Source organism: Pseudomonas sp. MM211, from assembly GCF_020386635.1.
Taxonomy (GTDB): domain Bacteria; phylum Pseudomonadota; class Gammaproteobacteria; order Pseudomonadales; family Pseudomonadaceae; genus Aquipseudomonas.
In genome coordinates, this window is sequence record NZ_CP081942.1 from 3,224,012 (window position 1) to 3,246,076 (window position 22,065).

A 22,065-nucleotide genomic window follows, 5' to 3' on the forward strand; every position below is an offset into this window, starting at 1 on the left:
TCGACCTTCCCGACGCTGGACGCCCTGACGCATCGGGCATAGGCTGATGGGCTCAGTCAAGACAAGGAACCGGTACACCATGAGCCGCATATATGCAGACAACGCACAGGCTATCGGCAACACCCCTCTGGTGATGATCAACCGCCTCGGCCCCAAAGGGGTGACCATCCTGGCCAAGATCGAGGGGCGCAACCCTGCTTATTCGGTGAAGTGCCGGATCGGCGCCAACATGGTCTGGGATGCCGAGTCCCGTGGCGTGCTCAAGCCGGGCATGACCCTGGTCGAGCCGACGTCGGGCAACACCGGTATCGGTCTGGCTTTCGTCGCCGCTGCCCGCGGTTACAAGCTGGTGCTGACCATGCCAGCGTCCATGAGCCTGGAGCGCCGCAAGGTGCTCAAGGCGCTGGGCGCCGAATTGGTTCTCACCGAGCCGGCCAAGGGCATGAAGGGTGCGATCGAGAAAGCCGCTGAGATCGCTGCCTCCGATACCGCCAAGTACTACATGCCACAGCAGTTCGAAAACCCGGCCAACCCGGCGATCCACGAGAAAACCACCGGCCCGGAAATCTGGAACGACACCGAAGGTGCCGTGGACGTGCTGGTATCCGGCGTCGGCACGGGCGGCACCATCACCGGGGTTTCGCGTTACATCAAGCACACCCAGGGCAAGGCGATCCAGTCCATTGCGGTCGAGCCTGTCTCCTCGCCGGTAATCACCCAGACCCTGGCCGGCGAAGAGGTCAAACCCAGCCCGCACAAGATTCAGGGCATTGGCGCCGGCTTCGTGCCGAAAAACCTCGATTTGTCGGTGGTCGACCGGGTCGAGCAAGTGACCGACGAAGACTCCAAAGCCATGGCGCTGCGGCTGATGCGCGAGGAAGGCATTCTTTGCGGTATTTCCTGCGGCGCGGCGATGGCAGTCGCCGTTCGCCTGGCCGAGAAGCCGGAGATGCAGGGCAAGACCATCGTGGTGATCCTGCCGGACTCCGGCGAGCGCTACCTGTCGAGCATGCTGTTCAGTGACCTGTTCACCGAGCAGGAATTGCAGCAGTAAAGTATTGGCCGCGTAGCCAATCAGATCGCTCCCCACGCTTGAGCGTGGGAGCCATCAAACGAGGCGAATTGGTGGGCTGAAGCCCACCCTACGCCAGCGCCCCTGTAGGGTGGGCTTCAGCCCACCTAATCGATCGTCCGGCACTGCTTTCGAGCCGTAACGGGTAGACGACGCTTCACTTGCACGTCCCGATCCACCCTATGGCATTGGACGGCTGTCTATGCCGGTGCTTTCGTCGCCGGGCGAACCACCAGCCACAACGCGATGGCGATCAATACGCCGCCGTACAGGTGCGCCCAGGACAACGGCTCGTCGAGCAGCAGGGCGCCCCAGAACACGCCGAAGATCGGGATCAGAAAGGTGGTGGTCGACGCCCTGATCGGGCCAATGTCGTTGAGCAGGCGGAAATACAGTACGTAGGCGAAAGCTGTGCAGCCCAGCCCCAGGGCCAGCAGCGATGACCACTCCAGCCAGCCGCCCCAGCTGGCCAGCGGTTGTATCGCCAGCGAACCACCGAACAGCGGTAGCAGGAACAGGCTGGCGCCGCACAGGCTGCCAAACGCGGTAAGGCGGTTGTCCAGGTCGCCGGCTATCCAGCGCCGGGTAAGAAATCCGGCCAGTCCGTAGCAGACCGTCGCCAGCAGGCAGGCGAGGGCGCCAAGTACCAGGTCAGTATCCAGCTCCACCGGGCCGCTACGGGTCAGTACGGCAACCCCGAACAGTCCGAGGGCAACGCCGGCTGCACGGGTCAGCGTCATCGCTTCGGCGAAGAACAGGGCGCCGATCAATACCCCCATCATCGGCGTGGTGGCATTGATGATCGCTGAATAGCCCGCTGGCAACACCAGCGCCGCCAGGCTGTACATGGCCGAGGGTATCCCGGCGTTGATCACGCCCAGCACCAGGCACAGACCCAGCTTGCCGCGAAAATCCCACTTCACTCGCATCAGCAGCAGGATCGCCAGCAGGCCCAGCATGGCGATCGCAGCGCGAAAAAAGGCTGTCGGCATGCTGCCGATCACAGGGGCCACCACGCGCAGGAACAGGAAGCTGGCTCCCCAGATCGACGCAAGTAGCAGAAGGCGCAGCATATCGGCGGGGCGCAAGGCAGGCTCCAGTCTCGGGCGGAAGGCCGGCAGTTTTGCCGGACGTCGTCGGCAAGGCAAGCTCGAAATTGGCTTTCAAAGTCGGCAAGTACCTGCCGAGCAGGAAACAACCTGCAACCTTGTCCAAGGCCAGTAAGTGCCAGGCTCTGTGCCACCGAGCACTATTGTTTGAACAAGCGCTCTGGCACGCGGGTCGCACGTCAGGCCCGAAAGAACCATAATTGCGCCGCTCTGCATCAGCCATCCCGATCCGGATGGTCGCGCCAAATACGCTCTGCCGAAGAATTAAGGAACACGCCCATGAGCTGTAACTCGCCCGCGCAACTGCCCGAGCTGTCCCGCCTGGCCAAGGCCATCCTGTTATGCAGCTGCGCCGCTGCGGGGACGGTACAGGCGGCGGAGCCTGCCAGCAGCCTGGTGCTCGAACCCAGCGTGGTGACCGGCTCGCGTAGCGCGATGCAGAGTTTCGACCTGCCATTCTCGGTGGACGGTATCGACCGCGAGCAGATCAGTGATGGTCAATTGGGCATCAATGCTTCCGAGGTGCTGACACGGGTGCCCGGGCTGGTGGTGCAGAATCGCCAGAACTATGCCCAGGACCTGCAGATATCATCCCGCGGCTTTGGCGCCCGTTCGGCTTTCGGCGTGCGCGGCTTGAAGCTGATCACTGATGGTATCCCTGCCAGCACGCCTGACGGCCAGGGGCAGGCGGCGACCTTCAACCTGGATACCGCCGACCGTATCGAAGTGCTGCGTGGCCCGGCCTCGACGCTGTATGGCAGCAATGCCGGCGGGGTGATCCAGATGTTTTCCCGCGACGGCGTCGGTCGGCCACGTATTGGTGCCGAGACCTTGATCGGCAGTGATGGCTTGACCCGCAACCACCTCACCGCCGAAGGCGAGGCAGATGGCGTGGGCTTCGTGCTCGACGCCTCGCGGATGGACACCGACGGTTACCGCGACCACAGTTCAGCGCGCCGTGACCAGACCTTCGCCAAGCTCAATTTCAAACCGGATGAAGACAGCAAGCTGGCGCTGATCTACAGCAGCCTGGAGCAGAACGGCACTAAGGATCCCCTTGGCCAGGCGTGGGAGGCCTACAAGGCCGATCCGCGTTCGGTGGCGGTCAATGCGCTGAACTTCAATACCCGCAAGAGCATCGACCACCAGCAACTGGGCGCCAACTATGAGCGCTATTTTGGTGATGCGACGCTGCAGGCGACGGCCTATGCGGGTAAACGCAGCGTGATTCAATATCTGGCCATTCCCCAAGGGCCACAGGGCAACCCGAATCACAGTGGTGGGGTAGTCGATTTCGACCGCGAATTTCACGGCGGCAGTGTTCGCTGGCTGCAACCGGTGGATGGGGTGGCGGGTAATCTGCGGCTGGTGTTCGGCCTGGATTACGATCAGAGTCGTGACGATCGCCGTGGATACGAGAATTTCTCCGGCTCTCAGATAGGCGTCAAAGGCGCGTTACGCCGCGACGAAGTCGACACCGTCACCAGCCTGGATCCCTACGCCCAGGCGACCTGGACACTAGGCGACTGGACGCTGCAGGGCGGCCTGCGTTACAGCACCGTGGAGGTGGATGTCGATGATAAGTACATCGCTGGTGCCAATGGTGACGACAGTGGCACCCGACGTTATGAAAAGGCCACGCCTTCGGTCAGTCTGGGTTACGCCTTCACGCCTGACCTGAATGGCTATGTCAGCGTCGGCAAGGGTTTCGAAACGCCGAGTCAGGCCGAGCTAGCCTACTCGCAGGGCAATGCTGGTTTCAACTATGGCCTGGAGCCGTCGGAAAGCACCCAGTACGAAATTGGCCTGAAAGCTCGCGTCGCCGAAGGCACCCGCGTCAATGCCGCGATCTTCCAGATTACTACCGATGATGAAATCGTCGTGCTGGAAAACAGCGGCGGGCGCACCAGCTACCAGAACGCTGGCAAGACCCTGCGCCGCGGTTTCGAGCTGGGTGTTGAGAGCCAGTTCAACGAGCAGTGGTCAGCAGCGCTGGCCTATACCTACCTGGCGGCGACCTATGATTCGAGCTTCGTCGCAGGCAACAACAGCATCGACAAAGGCAACAACCTCCCTGGCGTACCACGCACTACGCTGTTCGGCGAAGTGGCCTGGAAGCCAGTCGATGGCATCAGCACTGCCGTGGAAGGCTTGTATCGCAGCAAGGTCTACGTCGAGGACACCAACACCGATAAAGCCGCACCGAGTTACGCGGTCTTCAACTGGCGTACCCGCTTCGAGCAGAATCTGGGTGCCTGGAAGACTCACCAGACCTTGCGCCTGGATAATCTGTTGGATAAGCAGTATGTCGGCTCGGTGATCGTTGGCGATGGCAACGACCGTTATTACGAAGCGGCACCCGGCCGTTCCTGGTATGCAGGGGCGGGCGTGGAATATCAATTCTGATCAAACCGACGGGCCGCAGCGTCGGCCCTCGACTTTCAGCAGAAGCAAAGCGACGGTCGGTAGCGCCTTGCAACGGTTGGAGGCTTGTTACATCTCCCCTAGTGCGAAGGTTTCGGCTACTCTCAAGTCAAGCGGTCACCATAGCCGCGTGCAGTCGAGGAGATCTCTTATGAAAGCCTGGTTCGAAAAACTTGCCGCACAGCTCAATGCCCTGTTTGTTCAGCGCATGCAGCCGATCCCAATCCGCAGTGAAGAGCAGCGCCGTTTGGCAGCAGAGCGCCAGCGCCGCCGCTGAGTGTCGCTGCGTCATTGATCTGGAAGCGTCGCCAGTGGCGCTTCGATGTTCACGCCTGTATCCCCGCCCAGGGACTGATACAGCGTGACTGCATTTATCAGCTGGTTCAGACGATTCTCCGCCAGAGTGATCTGCGCCGTGTGGCGGGTATCCTGCGCGCTCAGCCAGGACTGCAGATCCACAGCCCCTGATTCGTAACGAATACGATAGATACGTTCTGCCTCGCTGGCTGCGTCCAGTGCGCGGCTGCGCATGCCTTCCTGCTCGGCGTAATGACGCCGCCCCGCCAGTCCGTTCTCCACGTCGGCCAATGCCTGATACAGGCTCTGGCGGAAGTCCGTCACCGCCAGCTCATAGTCGGTTTTCGAGACCGCGACGTTGAGCTTCATCTGGTTCCACTGCAGGAATGGCATGGCCAGGCTGGCACCCACGGCGCCGACCGGATTCTGCAGCAGGTTGCCCAGTGCCGAACTGGAGTAGCCCAGGGTGCCGGTCAGGCTCAGATCCGGGTAATAGCTGGCGCGGGTGGCATCCACGGATTTCAGGCTACTGCGCAGGCGCAGTTCAGCAGCGCGCAGATCCGGGCGCCGAGCCAGCAGGCTGGCCGGTAGATCTGCACGCACGGCGGGTAATACGCTGTCTTGCAGACTCTGCAGTTCAGTCAGGCTCGCCGGGCTGGTACCGTCGAACAGCACGGCCAGGGCGTTGCGCTGCTCGACCCGTTGCTGGCGCAGATCCACTTCACTGGCAAGCTGGGTTTCCAGGCTCTGCCGCGCCTCGGCGAGCTCCAGCGCCGAAGCCTGGCCGGCATCGTATTGCACCTGAACCAACTGCAGGGTTTGCCGTGCGTACTCGATGCTCGCGGCGCTGGCCGCCAGGCGTTCGTTAAGATAGCCGATCTGCCAATACAGGCTCGCCACCGTACCCGCCAGTGACAGGCGGGTAGCGGCGTAATCCTGCTCGGTCGCCAGCGCTTCGAGTTCGGCTGCATCGGTAGCGCTACCCAGGCGGTTCCACAGGTCGGCCTCCCAACTTACCGAGCCGGTCAGCGAATAGCTGTGAGCGGCGCTGCCTTCACCGCGCAGGGCGCGGGTACGGTCGGCACTCAGCCCACTGCTGAGCTGGGGAAACTGCCCGTCGCGGGTGAGGCCAGCCTGCAATTGCGCTCGGCGTACGTTCAGCAATGCGGTACCGATATCGTTGTTGCGGGCCAGCGCCGCATCGATCAGTCGATCCAGCTCCGGATCATTGAAGGCTTTCCACCAGGCCTGGCCACTGCTGGCCTGTTGTTCGCCAGGCTGCTGCCAGCTGGTGGGTACGGTCAGCTCCGGGCGCTCGTAAGGTGTGGAGAGCAGCGAGCTGCAGCCGCCCAGAGCAAGGGCGACGAGCAGAGACAGAGGTTTCAGGTAATGGCTGTGCATGATCGTGGCTACTCGCGAGACAGTGCGTCGACGGGGTCGAGGCGGGCGGCATTGCGGGCTGGCAGGAACCCGAACACCAGGCCGATGACCGTGGAACAGAGAAACGCAGCGATGATCGAGCCGCTGGAAAACACCAGGCTGAATTCGCTGGTGAAATGGCTGAACAGCGCGCCAAAGGCCAGCGCCGACAGCACCCCCAGGGCACCACCGATCAGGCACACCAGCACCGCCTCGATCAGGAACTGGCGAAGGATGTCGTTCTGCCGTGCGCCTACCGCCATGCGCACGCCGATTTCACGGGTACGCTCGGTGACCGACACCAGCATGATGTTCATCACCCCGATACCGCCGACCAGCAGGGAGATCAGGGCGATGGCCGAGATCAGCAGGGTCATGGTCTGGCTGGTCTTCTCGATGGTCTGGCGGATGGTGTCGGTGTTCATCACGAAGAAGTCCTGAACCCCGTGACGGCGGGCGAGCAGGCGGATAATGCCCTGCTCGGCGGCATCGCTGGACACGCTGTCGTCGACCCGCACGGTGATGCTTTCAAGGTACGACTGGCCGAGCATGCGGTTCATCACCGCGGTGTAAGGCAGATAGACGCGCAGCGAATCGCTGCCGCCGAAGTTGCTCTGGATGGGGTCGAGCACGCCGACCACGCGCACCGGTACATTGCCCAGCAGGATCACCTGGCCGAGGGCCTGTTTGCCGGCGAACAGCTTCTTGTAGGTGTTGTCATCGATAACCGCGCTTTGCGCCGACTCGCGTACCGCCTTGGCGTCGAACGCACGGCCCTGGGCAAAGGTGTAGCCCTTGGCACGGAAGAACTGTTCGCCCACGCCGCTGGTGGATACGGTCAGCGCCTGCTCGCGATAGCGCAAGGTACCGGAGCTGGAAACCGACGGCGTGACGCTGTCGACGAAAGCCTGGCCGGCCAGGGCGTCGGCGTCTGCCGGTACCAGCGTCTGGATCCGCCCGGAGCGGCGGTCACCAAAGCCGCTGCCCGGATAGATGTCGATAGTGTTGGTGCCGATCGCGCTGATGTTTTCCATGATCTTCTGCTGCGAGCCTTGACCGAGCGCTACCACCGAGACCACCGAGGCGATGCCGATGATGATGCCGAGCATGGTCAGAAAGGCCCGCAGCTTGTGCGACAGCATCGCCAGCAGCGCCATGCGCAGGGCCTCGCGGAACTGCCCGAAACTGGCCTTCAAGGCATTGGCGACCCGTGCTGGCGCCGGTTCAGGCATGGCGGGCACGTCGTCCTCGGCAGGGCGCAGGCGGCGATCGGCGATGATGCAACCGTCACTGATCTCGATAACCCGATCGGCGATTTCCGCGACCTTCATGTCGTGGGTGACGATGATTACCGTGTGTCCGGCGGCATGCAGCTCGCGCAGCAGCTTGAGCATTTCCTCACCGCTGTGGCTGTCCAGTGCGCCAGTAGGTTCGTCGGCGAGAATCACCTGGCCGCCATTCATCAGCGCCCTGGCGATGGAGACGCGTTGCTGCTGGCCGCCGGAAAGTTGATTTGGCCTGTGGCTCAGGCGTTCGCCGAGGCCGAGCCGCTGCAGCAGGGCTTCGGCGCGTTCGCGGCGGCTGGCGGCGTCCTTGCCGGCGTAGATGGCCGGTACTTCGACGTTGCCCACGGCGTCCAGATCGCCAAGCAGGTGGTAGCGCTGGAAGATGAAGCCGAAATACTCGCGGCGCAGTTCGGCCAGCTCGTCCGGTGACAGCTTGCCGGTTTCCCGGCCAGCGATGCGGTAGGTGCCGGCGCTTGCTCTGTCCAGGCAACCGAGGATGTTCATCAGTGTCGACTTGCCCGAACCGGAGGTGCCGATGATCGCTACCATCTCGCCCTGTTCGATGCTCAGGTCGACATCCTTGAGCACGGCAATGGTCTGCTCCCCAGCAGGGAATTCGCGGCGCAGGCCGCTGAGTTCTAAGAGTGCCATATCAGAGCCTCATCGGCCCGCGCATGCGCAGGGTGGTGCTGGAGCCGGCTGCGGCGTCGCCGAGTACCACCTTGTCGCCGGTCTCCAGGCCTTCCAGCACCTGAGCGTTGATCGAGTCTTCCAGGCCGGTGCGGATCTGTCGTGCCTCGACCTTTCCATCCTTGCCCATCACCTGCACGGTGTAGCTGCCGTCACGGTTGGCGCTGCCCAGCGCCGACACTGGGACGCTCGCGGCATCCTTGACGCTGTCGAGGACGATGTTCACTTCGGTGGTCATGGAAATGCGCAGCTTGCCGTCCGGGTTTGGCACGTCGAACACGGCGATGTAATACACCGCCGTGTCGGTGGAGGTGGTCGACGATGAACTGCTCGACGTGCTGTCACTGGTGTTGATCGAGTCCGGTGCCGGCTCGATCATGCGCAGCGTGGCTTCATAGCGTTTGCCGGGCTCGCCTAGGATGGTGAAGTACACCGGCAGGCCGGGCTGCAGGTTGACCACATCGGCCTCGGAAATCTCGGCGCGCACGGTCATCTTGTCGAGCTGGGCGACCTTGACGATAGTCGGCGCCGACTGCGCCGAGTTGACCGTCTGGCCTTCCTTGACCACCACGCCGACCACGGTGCCGTCGATGGGCGCGACGATCTTGGTGTAGCCGAGATCGACTTCGGCGGTGGACACCTGGATCTGTGCCTGCTGAATCTGCGCGTCCAGCGCGGCGACCTGGGCCTTGGCGGTGTTCAGGTCGGCCTCGGCAGTCTCGTAGCTTTCCCGCGAGCTGGCGTTCTGGGCGAGCATGGATTTCTGCCGATTGAAGGCGAGCTGCGCCTTTTTCAAGTTCGCGGCCTGCACTGCACGCTGGGCCTTGACGTTGGCCAATGCAGCCTTGGCATTGGCCAGGTCGTTCTGCTGGGTCAGGGAGTCGATCTCGGCGATGGGGTCGCCCTGTTTGACCAGGTCACCGAAGTCGACGTGTAGCTTGGTGACTTGGCCGGACACCTGGGCGCCGACACTGACCTGCTTGAAGGCTTCCAGTGTGCCGGTGGCAATGACCGTTTGCTCGATGCTGGCCTGGCGAACCTCGGCAGTCAGCAGGCCGTTGCCTGGCGCTGGCTGCAGCCAACGGTTGAGCGCATAGCCGCCCAATGCCAGGGCAGCGATGGCGGGAATCAGGAGCAGCAGCTTGGTTCTTGGCATGGTGATGGCACACAACGAATTTGGATGTAGCCACTATAGGGAGGCGCTCATCTGCGTTGGGTAAGAGCGAGGTAAGGTTCTGTCAGGAATAGGTAAAGTTCGTGGTCGGACGACCGGCAGCGGTTATTTGTGACCCAGCAAATGCGGCAAGGCTCTCAAGTCACCGACGCGCTTGCCGACATTATGGAAAGCCCGATCGGGTAAGCAGGAAACAGGCGTGGCAGGGAGCCGAGTGCGACGACTCCAATGTGCCATTTCGCTCGTGCTTAGTTGTTTAAAACCAAACGCCTACCTGTGCTGGCGCGGCAGCATTGCTGTGCTAGACATAGTGGAGTGGCAGGGATGTACCCTTCACGAACTAAAGGATTGCAACCATGCGTCAGAATCTGCCGGTGACTCAGCGGGAAAGGACTTTTCCTGGTCATGAGCGGTTGATCTCCACCACCGATCTGAACAGCAAGATCACCTACTGCAACGACGCATTCGTTGCCATCAGCGGCTTCACTCGTGAGGAACTGATCGGCCAGCCCCACAACCTGGTACGCCACCCGGATATGCCGCCAGCGGTATTCGGCCACATGTGGGACACCATCAAGCAGGGCAAACCCTGGATGGGGATCGTCAAGAATCGCTCGAAGAACGGCGATTACTACTGGGTCAGTGCCTACGTCACGCCGATCTACCAGAACGGCCAGGTGTCGGGTTACGAATCGGTGCGCTCGCTGCCGAGCGAAGACCAGAAGCGCCGCGCCGAGGCGCTGTACGCCAGGTTGCGGGCCGGAAAATCCCCGGTACCGAAGATCGAGTACCTGACCTACGACCTGATTCGTTCCTGGCCGCTGATTCTTGCCACGCTGGTGATCCTCGCTGCTCACTCGGTGCTTGCTGGGTTGTGGCTGGCGGCGCTTATCGTGGTGGTGATGACTGCTCTGGGCTCCTATCAGCTGTACGCCAAGCGCTCTCTGATTCGCCGTACCCTGGCCGACCATCCCAAGGCCTTCACCAGTAGCCTGGTGGCGCTCACCTACAGCGAGAGCCGCGGCGCCCAGGCGTTGCTCGACATGGCCATGATCAGCGAGGAGGCCCGCCTGCAGACGGCGCTGACGCGCCTGGAAGATGCGGGTGTGAACGTCAAGAAACAGGCCGCTCAGTCAGCCGGCTTTTCCCGGGCCGGCGCCGAGATGCTCGATCAGCAGCGCAGCGAAACCGATCAGTCAGCCACGGCCATCAACCAGATGGCGGCAACCATTCAGGAAGTCACCCAGAACGTGCAGAGCACCAGCCATGCCGCCGAAGAGGCGGATCGCCTGGCCAAGGAAGGTCGGCAACTGGCCGGTGGCAGCCTGGAATCCATGCAGCACATGGCCAAGGCCGTCGCGGATATCGGCCAGGCGGTGAACGACCTGGCCAACTCGACCCAGTCCATCGGCAGCGTTGCTGACGTGATCACCTCGATTGCCGAGCAGACCAACCTGCTGGCGCTCAACGCCGCGATCGAGGCGGCGCGCGCGGGCGAGCAGGGGCGTGGTTTTGCCGTGGTTGCCGATGAGGTGCGTTCGCTGGCTTCGCGCACCCGCGAGTCGACCCAGCAGATTCACCAGATCATTGCGTCCTTGCGTGCCGGCGCCGAGCGTGCGGTGGTCACCGCCGGGCGGGGTGAGGAGATATCTCGGGAGAGCGTACAAAGCGTCGAGGCGGTGCGTATCGCGCTGGATGGCATCAGCGAATCGGTGAGCCGCATCACCGGCATGAGCCAGCAGATTGCCGCTGCTTCCGAAGAACAGGGCCAGGTGGCCGATGACATCAGTCGGCAAATCACCCGCATCGCCCAGCTTTCCGAGCAGGGCGCCGAGCAGGCTCACCAGGGGGCCGCCATCGGCAAGGAGCTGGAGACCATGGCCGACTACCTACACAGCCTGGCCGAGCGCTTCAACCGCTAGGGTCTGTTGCCGTTTCAACGCGAGCCGCGTGAAACGGCAACAGACCCTAGGCCAATGGGCGGCTATCTTTGTTGATCAGTCGCTCATGCAGTTCTACCGTCAAGCCTTCGATTCGCTCGCTCAGTTGCTTGGTGATGGACGTCAGTTCGGTATTCTGACGAATCAGATCCAGCAACTGGGCACTCTGTTGTGCGGCACTCTCCAGGCGTTTCTCGTTGGCGACTGCCAGTTCTTCACGGTGTTTCGCATCGGCCTCCGAATGCGCTTTGTCGCGGGCTGCCTGGCGAGTTTGAGCCAGCAGGATCAGGGGCGCCGCATAGGCCGCCTGCAGGCTGAACGCGAGGTTGAGCAAAATGAACGGATAGACATCGAAACTGCTCAGGCCACTTGCGTTCACGACGATCCAGGCTGCCACTATCAGCGTTTGTACGCCGAGAAACATCGGAGTGCCGAAGAATCGTGCGAAGGCTTCAGCCTTGAGTGCGAAGGTGTCGTTACCGAAAGGGTTCGCCAAGTGGGCATGGCTGCGATGGAAGCGTAGAGGGTCGACGGGGGAGATTGAGGGTTTGTCGGCAGGCGTGTTCATTGTCGGCTCCATGGGGGCAGGGCGCGCAGCGGTGAGTGGGAAGGCACGGCGCTTGGTCGGAGCACCATGACGGCTATCTGGCTGCCACTGCAGCTTACGCGGCAGTTGGCTTGTGGCACACTGCCTCGCTGAGGAGAGCCCCCGATGTCACGCCCCCGCTGTTCCCGCTGCAAACGCCCCGAAAGCCACTGCTTGTGCGCGCTGATCCCAGATTTGCCCAGCCGTACCGAAATTCTTGTGCTGCAGCATCCTGATGAAGTCGATCACGCTTTGAATACCGCCAATCTGGCCGTGCTCGGTCTGCGCAACGCGACGTTGCGGATCGGTGAGGTATTCGAAGACTTGCCGCTTTGGTTGGCGCAACCTAGCTATCGCTCCTGCCTGCTGTTTCCCGGGAACGACGCCCAGCCGCTGGACAGCCTTGTCGGTGGGGCGGATGACAGACCGTTGCGGCTGGTGGTGCCTGATGGCACCTGGCGCAAGGCGCGCAAGCTGCTGCACCTCAATCCTGCGTTGGCAGCGCTGCCGCGGGTGACCCTGTCGAATGTGCCGCCCTCACGCTATCGACTGCGCAAGGCGCCGATGGAAGGATCGCTGTCGACTCTCGAGGCCATCGTCGCGGCGCTGAACGTGCTGGAGGCGCCGGCTGATTATCAGGCCCTGCTGAAACCCTTCGATGCCCTTATCGAAGGGCAGATCGCGGCGATGGGCGAAGAAACGTTCAGGCGCAATCACCTGCATTCATAAGTGTTTGTGGGCTGAAGCCCACCCTACGGGGTGCGCGCGTGTCGTAGGCTGGGCTCCAGCCCACCAATAGCGATGCCCGCTTCAGGCGAAGGTGCCATCTCGGAAGTCGCGCATCGCCTGTTCGATTTCTTCCCGGCTGTTCATCACGAAAGGCCCGTATTGCACGATGGGCTCGTTCAGCGGCTTGCCAGCGAGCAGTAGCACTCGAGTCCCCGTGCTGCTGCTCAGATGCAATTCACCCTGATCATCCAGGCGAACCAGCCTGCCGGCTCTCACTTCGTGGCTGCGTTGCACATGAGCGTCGCCCTGGTACACGTAAAGCAGAGCGCGGTGGCCGTCGGGCAGGGCGGGGCTCAAGGTGCTGCCTGCCGGAATATGCAGATCGAGGAGATAGGGATCGGTGCTGGGGCGCTGCACCGCGCCTGCCTGAACGATAGCGCCCTCGGCGAAGGTGCCGGCAATCACCACCACTTCGGCGCCACTGGCGGTACGCACGCGGGGAATCTGCGCGGCCGGAATGTCGCGGTAGTCCGGGTCGGCCATCTTGCTGTCGGCGGGCAGGTTGAGCCACAACTGGAAGCCGCGCATGGCTCCCTGTTCCTGCTCCGGCATTTCGCTGTGGATGATGCCGCGTGCCGCGGTCATCCACTGCACGTCACCGCCCTGCAGCAGCCCGACATTGCCCAGGTGATCCTCGTGGCGCATGCGCCCTTCGAGCATATAGGTAATGGTTTCGAAGCCACGGTGGGGGTGCGGCGGGAAGCCGGCGATATAGTCGTCGGCGTTCTCGGTGCTGAACTCGTCGAGCATCAGGAAGGGGTCGAAGCGCTCGATGCCGCCACCGCCGATCACTCGATTGAGGCGCACGCCGGCACCGTCGGAAGCGGGCTGGCCCGGCTGAATGGCGAGTACATTGCGTAGTTGGGTCATGCTGAAGGCTCCTGGAACGCGATGGCCCATGTTAGGCGAGGCGAACCGGGATATGGGTAGGAAAACCCTGTGTTATCGATCAATAAAGTCGATGTTGAAGGGCGGCGCCACTGGACGCCGCCCCTCGTGTCACTCGGCGATCTGCAGCTTGCGCGATTCGGTATAGAAGAAGCGCAGTTTCTCGTATTCGAACGGCGAGTTGATCTGGCCATAGCGGAAGCTGGTGGTCGATCGCTGATCGACGCCCCTGAGCAGGGTGACTTCTGGATGATCGCTGGCGACCTCGGCCATGTTGAGGTAATTGACCGCTTGTGCGACGCCGAAGTCCGTCACCAGGCCACCGGTGTCGCGCAGGTTCGACGGCCCGAGAATCGGCAGCATCAGGTATGGGCCGGCAGGGGTGCCGTAGAAACCCAGGGTCTGGCCGAAGTCCTCGCGCTGCTTGGGCAAGCCCATTAGGGTGGCTGGATCCCACAGTCCGGCAACCCCGAGCGTGGTGTTGAACAACAGGCGTGCCGTGGTGTTCAGTGCGCGCTGCCCCTTGAGCTGCGCCACGCTGTTGAACAGGTTGGGTACGTCACCCAGGTTGCTAAAGAAGTTGGTCACACCCTTCTGCACGAAGCCCGGTGTGATGTAGCGGTACCCGTCGACCACGGGCAGAAACACCCACTCATCGAACCGATAGTTGAAGTGGTAGACGCGGCGGTTCCACGATTCCAGCGGATCGAACACTTCCAGCGCGGACAGCGTCGAGCGTTCGAACTCGCGCTGATCCAGACCGGGGTTGAACTTGAGCTTGCTCAGCGGTTGCTTGAAGCCGTCGTCCTCGATGGTGGTCTGGGCAACGGCGGTGCCGCAGGTCAGCAGGGCGGCGAACAGCGTGAGAGTAGGAAAGGACTTAGCCACGGAAGAACTCCAACATGTCTTTGCTGTTGACGCGGTAATTGAGGTTGCCGCAGTGGCCGCCCAGCGGGTACACGGTCAGGCGATCACCCAGGGTGCGGCGCAGAAAACCGAGGTCGCCTGGACCAAGAATCACATCGTCAGCGTTATGCATCACCGCGATTTTCGGGCTGTTCTTCAGGTAATCCTCGATACCGTACAGGCTCACCTCATTGATCAGCTGGGTCATGCTGCCGCCGTCATAGCGGGCGCGCCACATGGGGATCAGCTGTTCGGCCATGTAGCAGTCGAAATCGCACTGCAGAGCGCGGCGGAAGAACGGCGTCAGGCTGGTGCCCTCGCCAATCGGATAATCCACTGGAGTGATCAGGCCGCGACGGTTGATCAGATCAGATGTGAACGCGATATCGGCAGCCGAGAAACGGAACGAAGTGCCGATCAGCATCGCCATCTGTTCGTCGGTCAGGTGCTCCTTGGACTGCTGGAAGTCATACAGCAGCGCGTCGTTGATATCGACGTAACCCTTGTCCTGGAAGTAACGGGTCAGTTTGCCCAGCACCAGTTCATAGAAGGTGGTGCGGTTGCTGATGCCCTTGACCTCGGTCTGAACCAGGCGATCCAGGTTGGTGATCGAGGTGTACAGGTTGACCGGTGGGTTGAGCATCAGCACGCGCTTGAAGTTGAAGCTGCGGCGTGTCTCGTCCAACTGGCTGACGAATGCGGCGTGCAGGGCGCCGAGGCTGTAACCGGTGAGGTAGAAGTCGGTGACTTCCAGGCGCGGATGCTGAGCACGCACCGCCTGCATGGCGCGATACAGGTCTTCGGCATCGTCACGGCTGATACCCGGCGTGGCGAAGCGCGATGCTGAGGTCATGAAGTCGTAGCTGGTCGGCGACGACAGCTGCACGACGTGATAGCCCGCACCATAGAACAGTTTCTTCAGGTATTCAGGCGTGCTGCTCGAGTAATGCGCACCGGTGCCGGCGATGATGAAGATCAGCGGCGCCGGGCCTTTCTGCTCGGCCAGCCGGTAACGCATCTTGGTCACCGCCCAGAAGTTGTCCGGCAGCTGGAATTCGCGTTCCGGGCGCAGGCGAACCTGATAGTCCTTCTGGTTGATATCGGCATCGTCCGGTAACTCAGGCCGCAGCTCCGGCGGCGTGGTGGCGATAGTCGCCTCGAACGGATTGGTAAGCGGATAGCCGTAAGTCTGCGCGTCGATGTCGGCAGCCCAGAGCGGGGCACTGAGCAGCAGGCCGCTAAGCAGGGCAGCAAGGCGGGGTATGAAAGACATACAAGATCCCTTTGGAAGAGAACATTCTTTTCAGAGGTGGGCGGGGCTGCCCGTGCTTTCGGCATCAGCCGCGATGACTAGGACAACTGCCCATGTGTCAAAGTGCCATGGGAAATTATCGTCCTGCTGCACGCCAATGAAGTAGATACCGGATTTACGAGCAAAGGTCGAGGCTGCGCGGTTTTCAGCGCCTTTGGACTTACCACCATTTGTGACTTGCATCCACCATGCGGAAGATTATGCTGAGCGCCATTTCGATGCGCTCTGGAGTGCCGCATGCCCCGTCGTCTGTCTGTCGTTGTGCTGGTGATCATTGCCGTTCTCTGCGTGATCGCCAGTTATGGCTTGCGCTACCTGCTTATGGAGGGTGATCAGTGGGTAGGTCGTTGTGTCGACGACCCAGAGAATCTGGCCTGCCAGGTTCGCGCCACCCTGGGTTGGATGATTCATTTGAAAATAATCGCCTGGGCTGCCCTTGGCTGTGCCGTGCTGGCCTTTGTGTTGCCAGGTGCCTGGGGTTGGCGCCTGGCTGTACCAGGGCTGCTGCTTGGTTTACCGGCTCTGGCGCTCTACACCGCCAGCCTGGCGGTGTTCGCGGTGGTACTGGCGCTGTTGCGCTTGGTACGCGCGCCCACTTCGGCAGCGGGCTGATAGTGCCTGGCGCAGCGCTCGAACGCTGCGCCAGTTGCTCCTAGCGTCCCTTCGAGCGTTTCAGGCTGCGCCACAGCGCGGCTGCCAGCAGCGCGCTGGTAATCGCCCAGCCAATGGCCTGCAGGTTATCCAGCGTCTCTTCATACAGCTGCGGCACGATGCCTGCGGCAATCAGCAGCCCCAACAGGGCAATCTCCCGACGCGGCGCCGCAACCGGGCGTAGTAGGTAAACCAGCGCCGGCAGCAACAGCGCTGCACTGGGGAAGCTGCGATAGCGGGCGTCGGTGACCATCGCCAGCATCATCACCGCACCGGCGAAGCCGGCCGCCGCCAGCCACCAGCCTGCACGGCGCTCCAACCAGCTGAATGCCTGAGCACGCCAGCTCTGAGCAGTGGACAGCGACAGTGTTGCGTGGGCCAGAACCAGCAGATTGAGAGTGAGCAGGGCTGCGGCCCACAGCCATTCGCCGACATAGCGACTGGTGACCCAGGACAACTCTGCCCACAGACCGATGCACGCGGCACCCAGTGCGGCTACCAGCGGCAGCAATACGGCGTTGCGGGTCGAACTGGGGCGACCGCCAACCAGTAATCCAAAGGCCAGAACGCCGCCACTGATGGCCAGCCAGAACGGCCAGTGCGGCAGGTTGGAAACTGGCCCGGCGAGGATCGATTTGTCCTGGCGGTCGGCGTCATACAAACCCCAGAAACCGCCCACAGCGCCTTCGCTGACGCGTTTCCACGGCTGATCGAATGCTTCAATCAGGTTGTAGCGCCAGCCGTGCTGTTCGGCCAGTGCGACGAAGCCACGGATGAAAGTGGCCTGGTTGACGCGGCTGGGTACTGCGGTTTCACGCTGGCGGCCTTCGCTTGGCCAGCCGGTTTCGCCGATCATGATGTCTTTGGGCGCGAACTGTTTACCGAACAATTCGCGCACTTCGGTCACTTCATGCAGTGCTGCATCGATGCCGGCTGGGTCATCTTCCCAGTAGGGCAGCAGGTGAATGGTGATGAAGTCCACGGCCGGGGCCACTTCGGGGTGCTTGAGCCAGAACTCCCAGACATCGGCGTAAGTCACTGGCTGGGTGATTTCGGCTTTGACCTGATTGATCAGCTCGACCAGTTGCCCGCCCGTGACTTCCTTACGCAGCAGCGCTTCGTTGCCGACGATCACCGCTTCGACGACGTCCGGGTTTTCCTTGGCCAGCTTGATCAGGCCCTGAATTTCGATGGCCGTGTCATGCGGGTTGCGGCTCACCCAGGCGCCGGTTATCAGCTTCAGGCCGTGCTTGCGCGCCAGATCCGGTAGCGACTCGAGGCCGGTGACCGAATAGGTGCGGATGCATTGGAAGCGTTCGGCAAGCAATCCAAGATCGGTGTCCATCTGCTCCGGATGAATCTGCAGAGGCAGATCGAAGGGCGACTGATCCTTGCCAAACGGTGTGTAGGAAGCACATTGCAGCTTGTGCGTGGGCGTCGCAGCGTCGGCCAGGACGACCGGCTTGCCAATGGTTTGCCAGAGGCTGCCAAGCGCGAGAAAGCCGATGATGCCGGCACAGATATAAGGGAGCAAAGGAAAGCGGGCGGTGGCGGGCATGATCGAACACGCATGGTAAGAGAGACGCGCATCTTAGCGGCGAGCAGGGGCTTTAGATAGCGGCGCAAAGTGAGATAACAACGCCAAGATTTGACAACCGATGCAAGCTGGCTAGTTTTGATTGTGCGGCGTTAGGAATACCCGCGTCGCTCAACTGGAGTCGACTCTATAAGGATGTTGAATCATGCAAAAATCTACGTTGCAAGCCCTGCTGTTCGCTGCTCTGGCCAGTACCTCACTGCTGGTCAGTGCCAATGAAAGTGCCAAAACGCCGGCCGCCGAGCCCGTCGCTCAGCAATTGGCCGAACTCAACCCCATCAATCTCAATACTGCCGATGCTGAAACACTGCAGCGCGAGCTCAGTGGTGTCGGTTCGGTCAAGGCACAAGCCATCGTCAGTTACCGCGAGACTCACGGTGAGTTTGCATCGGTTGACGAGCTGCTTGAGGTCAAGGGGATCGGCGAGTCGCTGCTTGAACGTAATCGTGGAAAATTGACTGTCAGCCAATAACGCTGACTGGCACGCTGTACCCGAGCCGCTCGATTGTTTAGATCGAGCGGCATTTTTATGGCCAGCGGTAATCCTCGATAGGGGCGGTTTTCTGGCAGCATGCCGCGCCTCATCCTCCTAACAATGCTGTGTAGACCCTTTCAGGGTGTTGGCTCGCTTCCTGCTTTTGCCGTCAGTGCACCGGTATTGCGTCAGTAACTGATGCTCTTTGCAGTTGGCACCCTTGTTGCAAATACCCTTGCAAAGCACACGCGGCGTCAAAAAACCGCGGTCAGTGAGAGGAAGGGTTATGAGTCAGGGCGTCGCGTTCAACCGTCTAATGCTGGAAATGCGCTCCATGCAGGCTGAGGCCATGGCCCGCAAACCGGCAGTCGCCGAAGCCCAGGAAGCCGGTGCACCGAGCTTCTCGGACATGCTCGGGCAGGCGGTGAATAAAGTCAGCGAAACCCAGCAGGCCTCCAGCCAGCTGTCCACGGCCTTCGAAATGGGCCAGAGCGGCGTTGACTTGACCGACGTGATGATCGCCTCGCAGAAGGCCAGCGTTTCCTTTCAGGCTATGACCCAGGTGCGCAACAAGCTGGTTCAGGCTTATCAAGACATCATGCAAATGCCGGTTTAAGAGGTAGATCCCGATCATGGCCGACGCACTTGCCACCACCGTACCCGCCACCACTGCTGGCAGCGAGCCGAAAAAGCCGTTGCTGGGACTGACGTTCCTGGAAAACCTTTCCGATATGCCGTTGCTGCGTCAGGCTGGCTTGCTGGTTGGCCTGGCCGCCAGTGTGGCGATTGGTTTCGCCGTGGTTCTGTGGTCACAGCAGCCGGAGTACAAGCCGTTGTACGGCAGCCTCGACGGTATGGACGCCCGCGGGGTGATGGAAACCCTGACTACGGCCAATATCGATTACACCATCGAGCCGAACTCCGGCGCACTGCTGGTCAAGTCAGAAGACCTGGCCCGTGCGCGCATTCGCCTGGCTTCCGCTGGCGTGGCGCCCACCGATACCAGTATCGGTTTCGAGATTCTCGACAAGGAGCAGGGCCTGGGTACCAGCCAGTTCATGGAAGCCACCCGCTACCGTCGCGGCCTGGAAGGCGAGCTGGCACGCACCGTTTCCAGCCTCAACAACGTCAAGGCAGCTCGCGTGCACCTGGCAATCCCGAAGAGCTCGGTATTCGTTCGTGACGAGCGCAAGCCAAGCGCGTCGGTACTGGTCGAGCTGTATTCGGGCCGTAATCTGGAGCCAAGCCAGGTGATGGCGATCGTCAATCTGGTCGCCAGCAGCGTCCCGGAAATGGACAAGGGCCAGGTCACCGTCGTCGATCAGAAGGGCAACCTGCTGTCCGATCAGCAGGAAATGTCCGAACTGAGCATGGCCGGCAAGCAGTTCGATTACAGCCGCCGCATGGAGAGCCTGTTCACCCAGCGCGTGCACAACATTCTGCAGCCTGTGCTCGGCATGGGTCGCTACAAGGCCGAAGTCTCTGCCGACGTGGATTTCAGCGCCGTCGAGTCGACCTCGGAAACCTTCAATCCGGATCAGCCCGCGCTGCGCAGCGAGCAGCAAGTCAATGAACAACGCAGCAGCGGCAGCGGTCCGCAAGGCGTTCCCGGCGCCCTGAGCAATCAGCCGCCAGGCCCTGCCGCTGCGCCGCAGCAGGCTGGCGGTGCCGCCGCGCCTGGTGGCCCGATTGCCCCCGGCCAGCCTCTGGTCGATGCCAATGGCCAGCAGATCATGGATCCGGCCACTGGCCAGCCGATGCTTGCACCATACCCGGCCGACAAACGTGATCAGTCGACCCGTAACTTCGAACTCGATCGTTCGGTCAGTTATACCAAGCAGCAACAAGGTCGCTTGCGCCGGCTTTCCGTCGCTGTCGTGGTGGATGATCAGATGCGTGTCGACCCGGCCACCGGGGAAGCCACTCGGGTGCCGTGGACCAGTGATGACCTGGCTCGGTTTACCCGTCTGGTGCAGGACTCGGTAGGCTTCGATGCCAGCCGCGGTGATAGCGTCAGCGTGATCAACACTGCTTTTAGCAGTGAGGTCAGCGAAGTGATCGAGATGCCGTGGTACCAGAGCGAACTGTTCCTGATGGCCATGGGCGGTCTCAAGTCGCTATTCCCGGCGCTGCTGATCTTCCTGCTGGTGTGGTTCGTGTTGCGCCCTGTGCTCAACAACATTACCGGTGGCGGCAAGGGCAAAGAGCTGGCCATGGCTGGTGGTGGTCGCGATGGCGACGTCGATCTCGGCGAGATGGGTGGCCTGGACGGTCAATTGTCGTCCGACCGGGTGAGCCTCGGTGGCCCGCAAAGCATTCTCCTGCCCAGCCCGAGCGAGGGGTATGATGCGCAACTAAACGCGATCAAAAGCCTGGTCGCCGAAGACCCGGGTCGTGTAGCCCAGGTGGTCAAAGATTGGATCAATGCTGATGAATGAAAACCGTACCACCGCCAAGATGAGCAAAGTCGAGAAGGCCGCGATTCTTCTGCTCTCGCTGGGTGAAACCGATGCGGCCCAAGTGCTCCGTCATCTGGGCCCCAAGGAAGTGCAGCGCGTGGGTGTGGCCATGGCCGGCATGCGCAACATTCACCGTGAGCAGGTCGAACAGGTGATGGGCGAGTTCGTCGAAACCGTCGGCGACCAAACCAGCTTGGGCGTGGGCGCTGACGGATATATACGCAAAATGCTCACCCAGGCGCTCGGTGAGGACAAGGCCGGTAACCTGATCGACCGGATCTTGCTGGGCGGTAGCACCAGCGGCCTGGACAGTTTGAAGTGGATGGAGCCGCGCGCCGTGGCCGATGTGATCCGCTATGAGCACCCGCAGATTCAGGCCATCGTGGTGGCTTACCTGGATCCGGATCAGGCTGGCGAGGTGTTGGGGCATTTCGATCACAAGGTTCGTCTCGACATCGTGCTGCGCGTGTCGTCGCTGAACACCGTGCAGCCCGCTGCGCTCAAGGAGCTCAACCTTATCCTCGAGAAGCAGTTCTCCGGCAGCACTAATACCACCCGTGCGACCATGGGCGGCGTGAAGCGTGCTGCGGATATCATGAACTACCTCGATAGCTCGGTCGAAGGGCAGCTTATGGATTCGATCCGAGAGGTCGACGAAGACCTGTCGTCGCAGATCGAAGACCTGATGTTCGTCTTCGACAACCTGGCCGATGTCGATGACCGCGGCATCCAGGCGCTGCTGCGAGAAGTTTCTTCCGATGTGCTGGTGCTGGCGCTCAAGGGCGCGGACGAGGCGATCAAGGAGAAAGTGTTCAAGAACATGTCCAAGCGTGCCGCCGAATTGTTGCGTGATGACCTCGAGGCGAAAGGGCCGGTGCGTGTCAGCGATGTCGAAACGGCCCAGAAGGAAATCCTCACCATCGCTCGGCGTATGGCTGATGCTGGCGAAATCGTCCTGGGTGGCAAAGGTGGCGAGGAGATGGTTTAACCC

General features: G+C 61.7%; 19 protein-coding genes. 10 read left to right on the plus strand and 9 right to left on the minus strand.

Annotation, left to right across the window (positions count from 1 at the left end; all coding sequences use genetic code 11):
• The first annotated feature begins 79 nt into the window (after window positions 1–79).
• Complete coding sequence (cysK, locus tag K5Q02_RS14765) at window positions 80–1,054, plus strand: cysteine synthase A (RefSeq protein ID WP_225831733.1); 975 nt, start codon at window positions 80–82, stop codon at window positions 1,052–1,054.
• 218 nt (window positions 1,055–1,272) lie between these two features.
• Here the strand turns inward: cysK and K5Q02_RS14770 are convergent, their stop codons facing one another.
• Window positions 1,273–2,160, minus strand: a complete 888-nt coding sequence (locus tag K5Q02_RS14770) for a DMT family transporter (protein ID WP_225831735.1) — start codon at window positions 2,158–2,160, stop codon at window positions 1,273–1,275.
• 300 nt (window positions 2,161–2,460) lie between these two features.
• Here K5Q02_RS14770 and K5Q02_RS14775 point away from each other — a divergent pair, with 300 nt between their 5' ends.
• Together K5Q02_RS14775 and K5Q02_RS24350 are read left to right on the plus strand one after the other, a co-directional pair.
• A complete protein-coding gene (locus tag K5Q02_RS14775; RefSeq protein ID WP_225831737.1) occupies window positions 2,461–4,587 on the plus strand; it encodes a TonB-dependent receptor family protein in 2,127 nt (708 codons plus the stop codon).
• A 169-nt stretch (window positions 4,588–4,756) separates the two neighbouring features.
• Window positions 4,757–4,882: a PA1414 family protein gene (locus tag K5Q02_RS24350; protein ID WP_268945231.1), complete on the plus strand. Its 126-nt coding sequence runs from the start codon at window positions 4,757–4,759 to the stop codon at window positions 4,880–4,882.
• Window positions 4,883–4,893: 11 nt separating this feature from the next.
• Here K5Q02_RS24350 and K5Q02_RS14780 read toward each other — a convergent pair whose 3' ends face one another.
• Genes K5Q02_RS14780 through K5Q02_RS14790 form a run of 3 tightly spaced genes read right to left on the minus strand, consistent with a single transcriptional unit; the run spans window position 4,894 to window position 9,453 of the window.
• Window positions 4,894–6,303 carry an efflux transporter outer membrane subunit gene (locus K5Q02_RS14780; RefSeq protein ID WP_225831739.1) on the minus strand — a complete coding sequence of 470 codons (1,410 nt, stop codon included), beginning with the start codon at window positions 6,301–6,303 and terminating at the stop codon, window positions 4,894–4,896.
• Between the two features lie 8 nt (window positions 6,304–6,311).
• Window positions 6,312–8,258, minus strand: coding sequence for a MacB family efflux pump subunit (locus tag K5Q02_RS14785; RefSeq protein ID WP_225831741.1), 1,947 nt, complete (start codon window positions 8,256–8,258; stop codon window positions 6,312–6,314).
• A gap of 1 nt (window position 8,259) precedes the next feature.
• The gene (locus tag K5Q02_RS14790; RefSeq protein ID WP_225831743.1) at window positions 8,260–9,453 is read right to left on the minus strand and encodes an efflux RND transporter periplasmic adaptor subunit; all 1,194 of its coding nucleotides are present in this window, start codon (window positions 9,451–9,453) and stop codon (window positions 8,260–8,262) included.
• A 374-nt stretch (window positions 9,454–9,827) separates the two neighbouring features.
• Between K5Q02_RS14790 and K5Q02_RS14795 the strand changes: the two genes are divergently transcribed.
• Entirely contained in the window at window positions 9,828–11,393 is a 1,566-nt protein-coding gene (locus tag K5Q02_RS14795) for a methyl-accepting chemotaxis protein (RefSeq protein ID WP_225831745.1), read from the plus strand.
• A gap of 46 nt (window positions 11,394–11,439) precedes the next feature.
• Here the strand turns inward: K5Q02_RS14795 and K5Q02_RS14800 are convergent, their stop codons facing one another.
• Entirely contained in the window at window positions 11,440–11,979 is a 540-nt protein-coding gene (locus K5Q02_RS14800; protein WP_225831747.1) for a DUF1003 domain-containing protein, read from the minus strand.
• Between the two features lie 144 nt (window positions 11,980–12,123).
• Here K5Q02_RS14800 and K5Q02_RS14805 point away from each other — a divergent pair, with 144 nt between their 5' ends.
• Window positions 12,124–12,726, plus strand: a complete 603-nt coding sequence (locus K5Q02_RS14805; protein ID WP_225831750.1) for a tRNA-uridine aminocarboxypropyltransferase — start codon at window positions 12,124–12,126, stop codon at window positions 12,724–12,726.
• A gap of 81 nt (window positions 12,727–12,807) precedes the next feature.
• Here the strand turns inward: K5Q02_RS14805 and K5Q02_RS14810 are convergent, their stop codons facing one another.
• The 3 genes from K5Q02_RS14810 to K5Q02_RS14820 all read right to left on the minus strand — a co-directional run bounded on the left by K5Q02_RS14810 (window position 12,808) and on the right by K5Q02_RS14820 (window position 15,853).
• Entirely contained in the window at window positions 12,808–13,656 is an 849-nt protein-coding gene (locus K5Q02_RS14810; RefSeq protein ID WP_225831753.1) for a pirin family protein, read from the minus strand.
• 129 nt (window positions 13,657–13,785) lie between these two features.
• Window positions 13,786–14,535: an MlaA family lipoprotein gene (locus K5Q02_RS14815; protein ID WP_225839695.1), complete on the minus strand. Its 750-nt coding sequence runs from the start codon at window positions 14,533–14,535 to the stop codon at window positions 13,786–13,788.
• A 19-nt stretch (window positions 14,536–14,554) separates the two neighbouring features.
• Window positions 14,555–15,853 (minus strand): serine/threonine protein kinase, encoded by a 1,299-nt coding sequence (locus tag K5Q02_RS14820; protein WP_225831755.1) that lies wholly within the window; start codon window positions 15,851–15,853, stop codon window positions 14,555–14,557.
• 276 nt (window positions 15,854–16,129) lie between these two features.
• On the opposite strand from K5Q02_RS14820, the gene K5Q02_RS14825 reads away from it, so the two are divergent.
• On the plus strand, window positions 16,130–16,504 hold the full coding sequence (locus K5Q02_RS14825) for a hypothetical protein (RefSeq protein ID WP_225831757.1): 375 nt from the start codon (window positions 16,130–16,132) through the stop codon (window positions 16,502–16,504).
• Window positions 16,505–16,544: 40 nt separating this feature from the next.
• Here the strand turns inward: K5Q02_RS14825 and K5Q02_RS14830 are convergent, their stop codons facing one another.
• On the minus strand, window positions 16,545–18,101 hold the full coding sequence (locus K5Q02_RS14830; RefSeq protein WP_225831759.1) for a glycoside hydrolase family 17 protein: 1,557 nt from the start codon (window positions 18,099–18,101) through the stop codon (window positions 16,545–16,547).
• Window positions 18,102–18,285: 184 nt separating this feature from the next.
• Here K5Q02_RS14830 and K5Q02_RS14835 point away from each other — a divergent pair, with 184 nt between their 5' ends.
• The 4 genes from K5Q02_RS14835 to fliG all read left to right on the plus strand — a co-directional run bounded on the left by K5Q02_RS14835 (window position 18,286) and on the right by fliG (window position 22,062).
• Complete coding sequence (locus K5Q02_RS14835) at window positions 18,286–18,612, plus strand: ComEA family DNA-binding protein (RefSeq protein ID WP_225831761.1); 327 nt, start codon at window positions 18,286–18,288, stop codon at window positions 18,610–18,612.
• 289 nt (window positions 18,613–18,901) lie between these two features.
• Entirely contained in the window at window positions 18,902–19,231 is a 330-nt protein-coding gene (gene fliE / locus K5Q02_RS14840) for a flagellar hook-basal body complex protein FliE (RefSeq protein ID WP_225831762.1), read from the plus strand.
• Between the two features lie 16 nt (window positions 19,232–19,247).
• The gene (gene fliF / locus K5Q02_RS14845; protein WP_225831764.1) at window positions 19,248–21,053 is read left to right on the plus strand and encodes a flagellar basal-body MS-ring/collar protein FliF; all 1,806 of its coding nucleotides are present in this window, start codon (window positions 19,248–19,250) and stop codon (window positions 21,051–21,053) included.
• Window positions 21,046–22,062, plus strand: coding sequence for a flagellar motor switch protein FliG (gene fliG / locus K5Q02_RS14850; protein ID WP_225831766.1), 1,017 nt, complete (start codon window positions 21,046–21,048; stop codon window positions 22,060–22,062). The genes fliF and fliG overlap by 8 nt, the downstream gene beginning before the upstream one ends.
• Window positions 22,063–22,065 lie beyond the last annotated feature (3 nt).

Bases quoted from the DNA above. Each gene is read 5' to 3' on its own strand.
- K5Q02_RS14810 (WP_225831753.1), bottom strand. From the start codon at position 13,656: ATGACCCAACTACGCAATGTACTCGCCATTCAGCCGGGCCAGCCCGCT.
- K5Q02_RS14825 (WP_225831757.1), top strand. From the start codon at position 16,130: ATGCCCCGTCGTCTGTCTGTCGTTGTGCTGGTGATCATTGCCGTTCTC.
- fliE (WP_225831762.1), top strand. From the start codon at position 18,902: ATGAGTCAGGGCGTCGCGTTCAACCGTCTAATGCTGGAAATGCGCTCC.
- cysK (WP_225831733.1), top strand. From the start codon at position 80: ATGAGCCGCATATATGCAGACAACGCACAGGCTATCGGCAACACCCCT.
- K5Q02_RS14835 (WP_225831761.1), top strand. From the start codon at position 18,286: ATGCAAAAATCTACGTTGCAAGCCCTGCTGTTCGCTGCTCTGGCCAGT.
- K5Q02_RS14795 (WP_225831745.1), top strand. From the start codon at position 9,828: ATGCGTCAGAATCTGCCGGTGACTCAGCGGGAAAGGACTTTTCCTGGT.
- K5Q02_RS14805 (WP_225831750.1), top strand. From the start codon at position 12,124: ATGTCACGCCCCCGCTGTTCCCGCTGCAAACGCCCCGAAAGCCACTGC.
- K5Q02_RS14800 (WP_225831747.1), bottom strand. From the start codon at position 11,979: ATGAACACGCCTGCCGACAAACCCTCAATCTCCCCCGTCGACCCTCTA.
- K5Q02_RS14830 (WP_225831759.1), bottom strand. From the start codon at position 18,101: ATGCCCGCCACCGCCCGCTTTCCTTTGCTCCCTTATATCTGTGCCGGC.
- K5Q02_RS14785 (WP_225831741.1), bottom strand. From the start codon at position 8,258: ATGGCACTCTTAGAACTCAGCGGCCTGCGCCGCGAATTCCCTGCTGGG.
- K5Q02_RS14790 (WP_225831743.1), bottom strand. From the start codon at position 9,453: ATGCCAAGAACCAAGCTGCTGCTCCTGATTCCCGCCATCGCTGCCCTG.
- K5Q02_RS14775 (WP_225831737.1), top strand. From the start codon at position 2,461: ATGAGCTGTAACTCGCCCGCGCAACTGCCCGAGCTGTCCCGCCTGGCC.
- fliG (WP_225831766.1), top strand. From the start codon at position 21,046: ATGAATGAAAACCGTACCACCGCCAAGATGAGCAAAGTCGAGAAGGCC.
- K5Q02_RS14780 (WP_225831739.1), bottom strand. From the start codon at position 6,303: ATGCACAGCCATTACCTGAAACCTCTGTCTCTGCTCGTCGCCCTTGCT.
- K5Q02_RS14820 (WP_225831755.1), bottom strand. From the start codon at position 15,853: ATGTCTTTCATACCCCGCCTTGCTGCCCTGCTTAGCGGCCTGCTGCTC.
- fliF (WP_225831764.1), top strand. From the start codon at position 19,248: ATGGCCGACGCACTTGCCACCACCGTACCCGCCACCACTGCTGGCAGC.
- K5Q02_RS24350 (WP_268945231.1), top strand. From the start codon at position 4,757: ATGAAAGCCTGGTTCGAAAAACTTGCCGCACAGCTCAATGCCCTGTTT.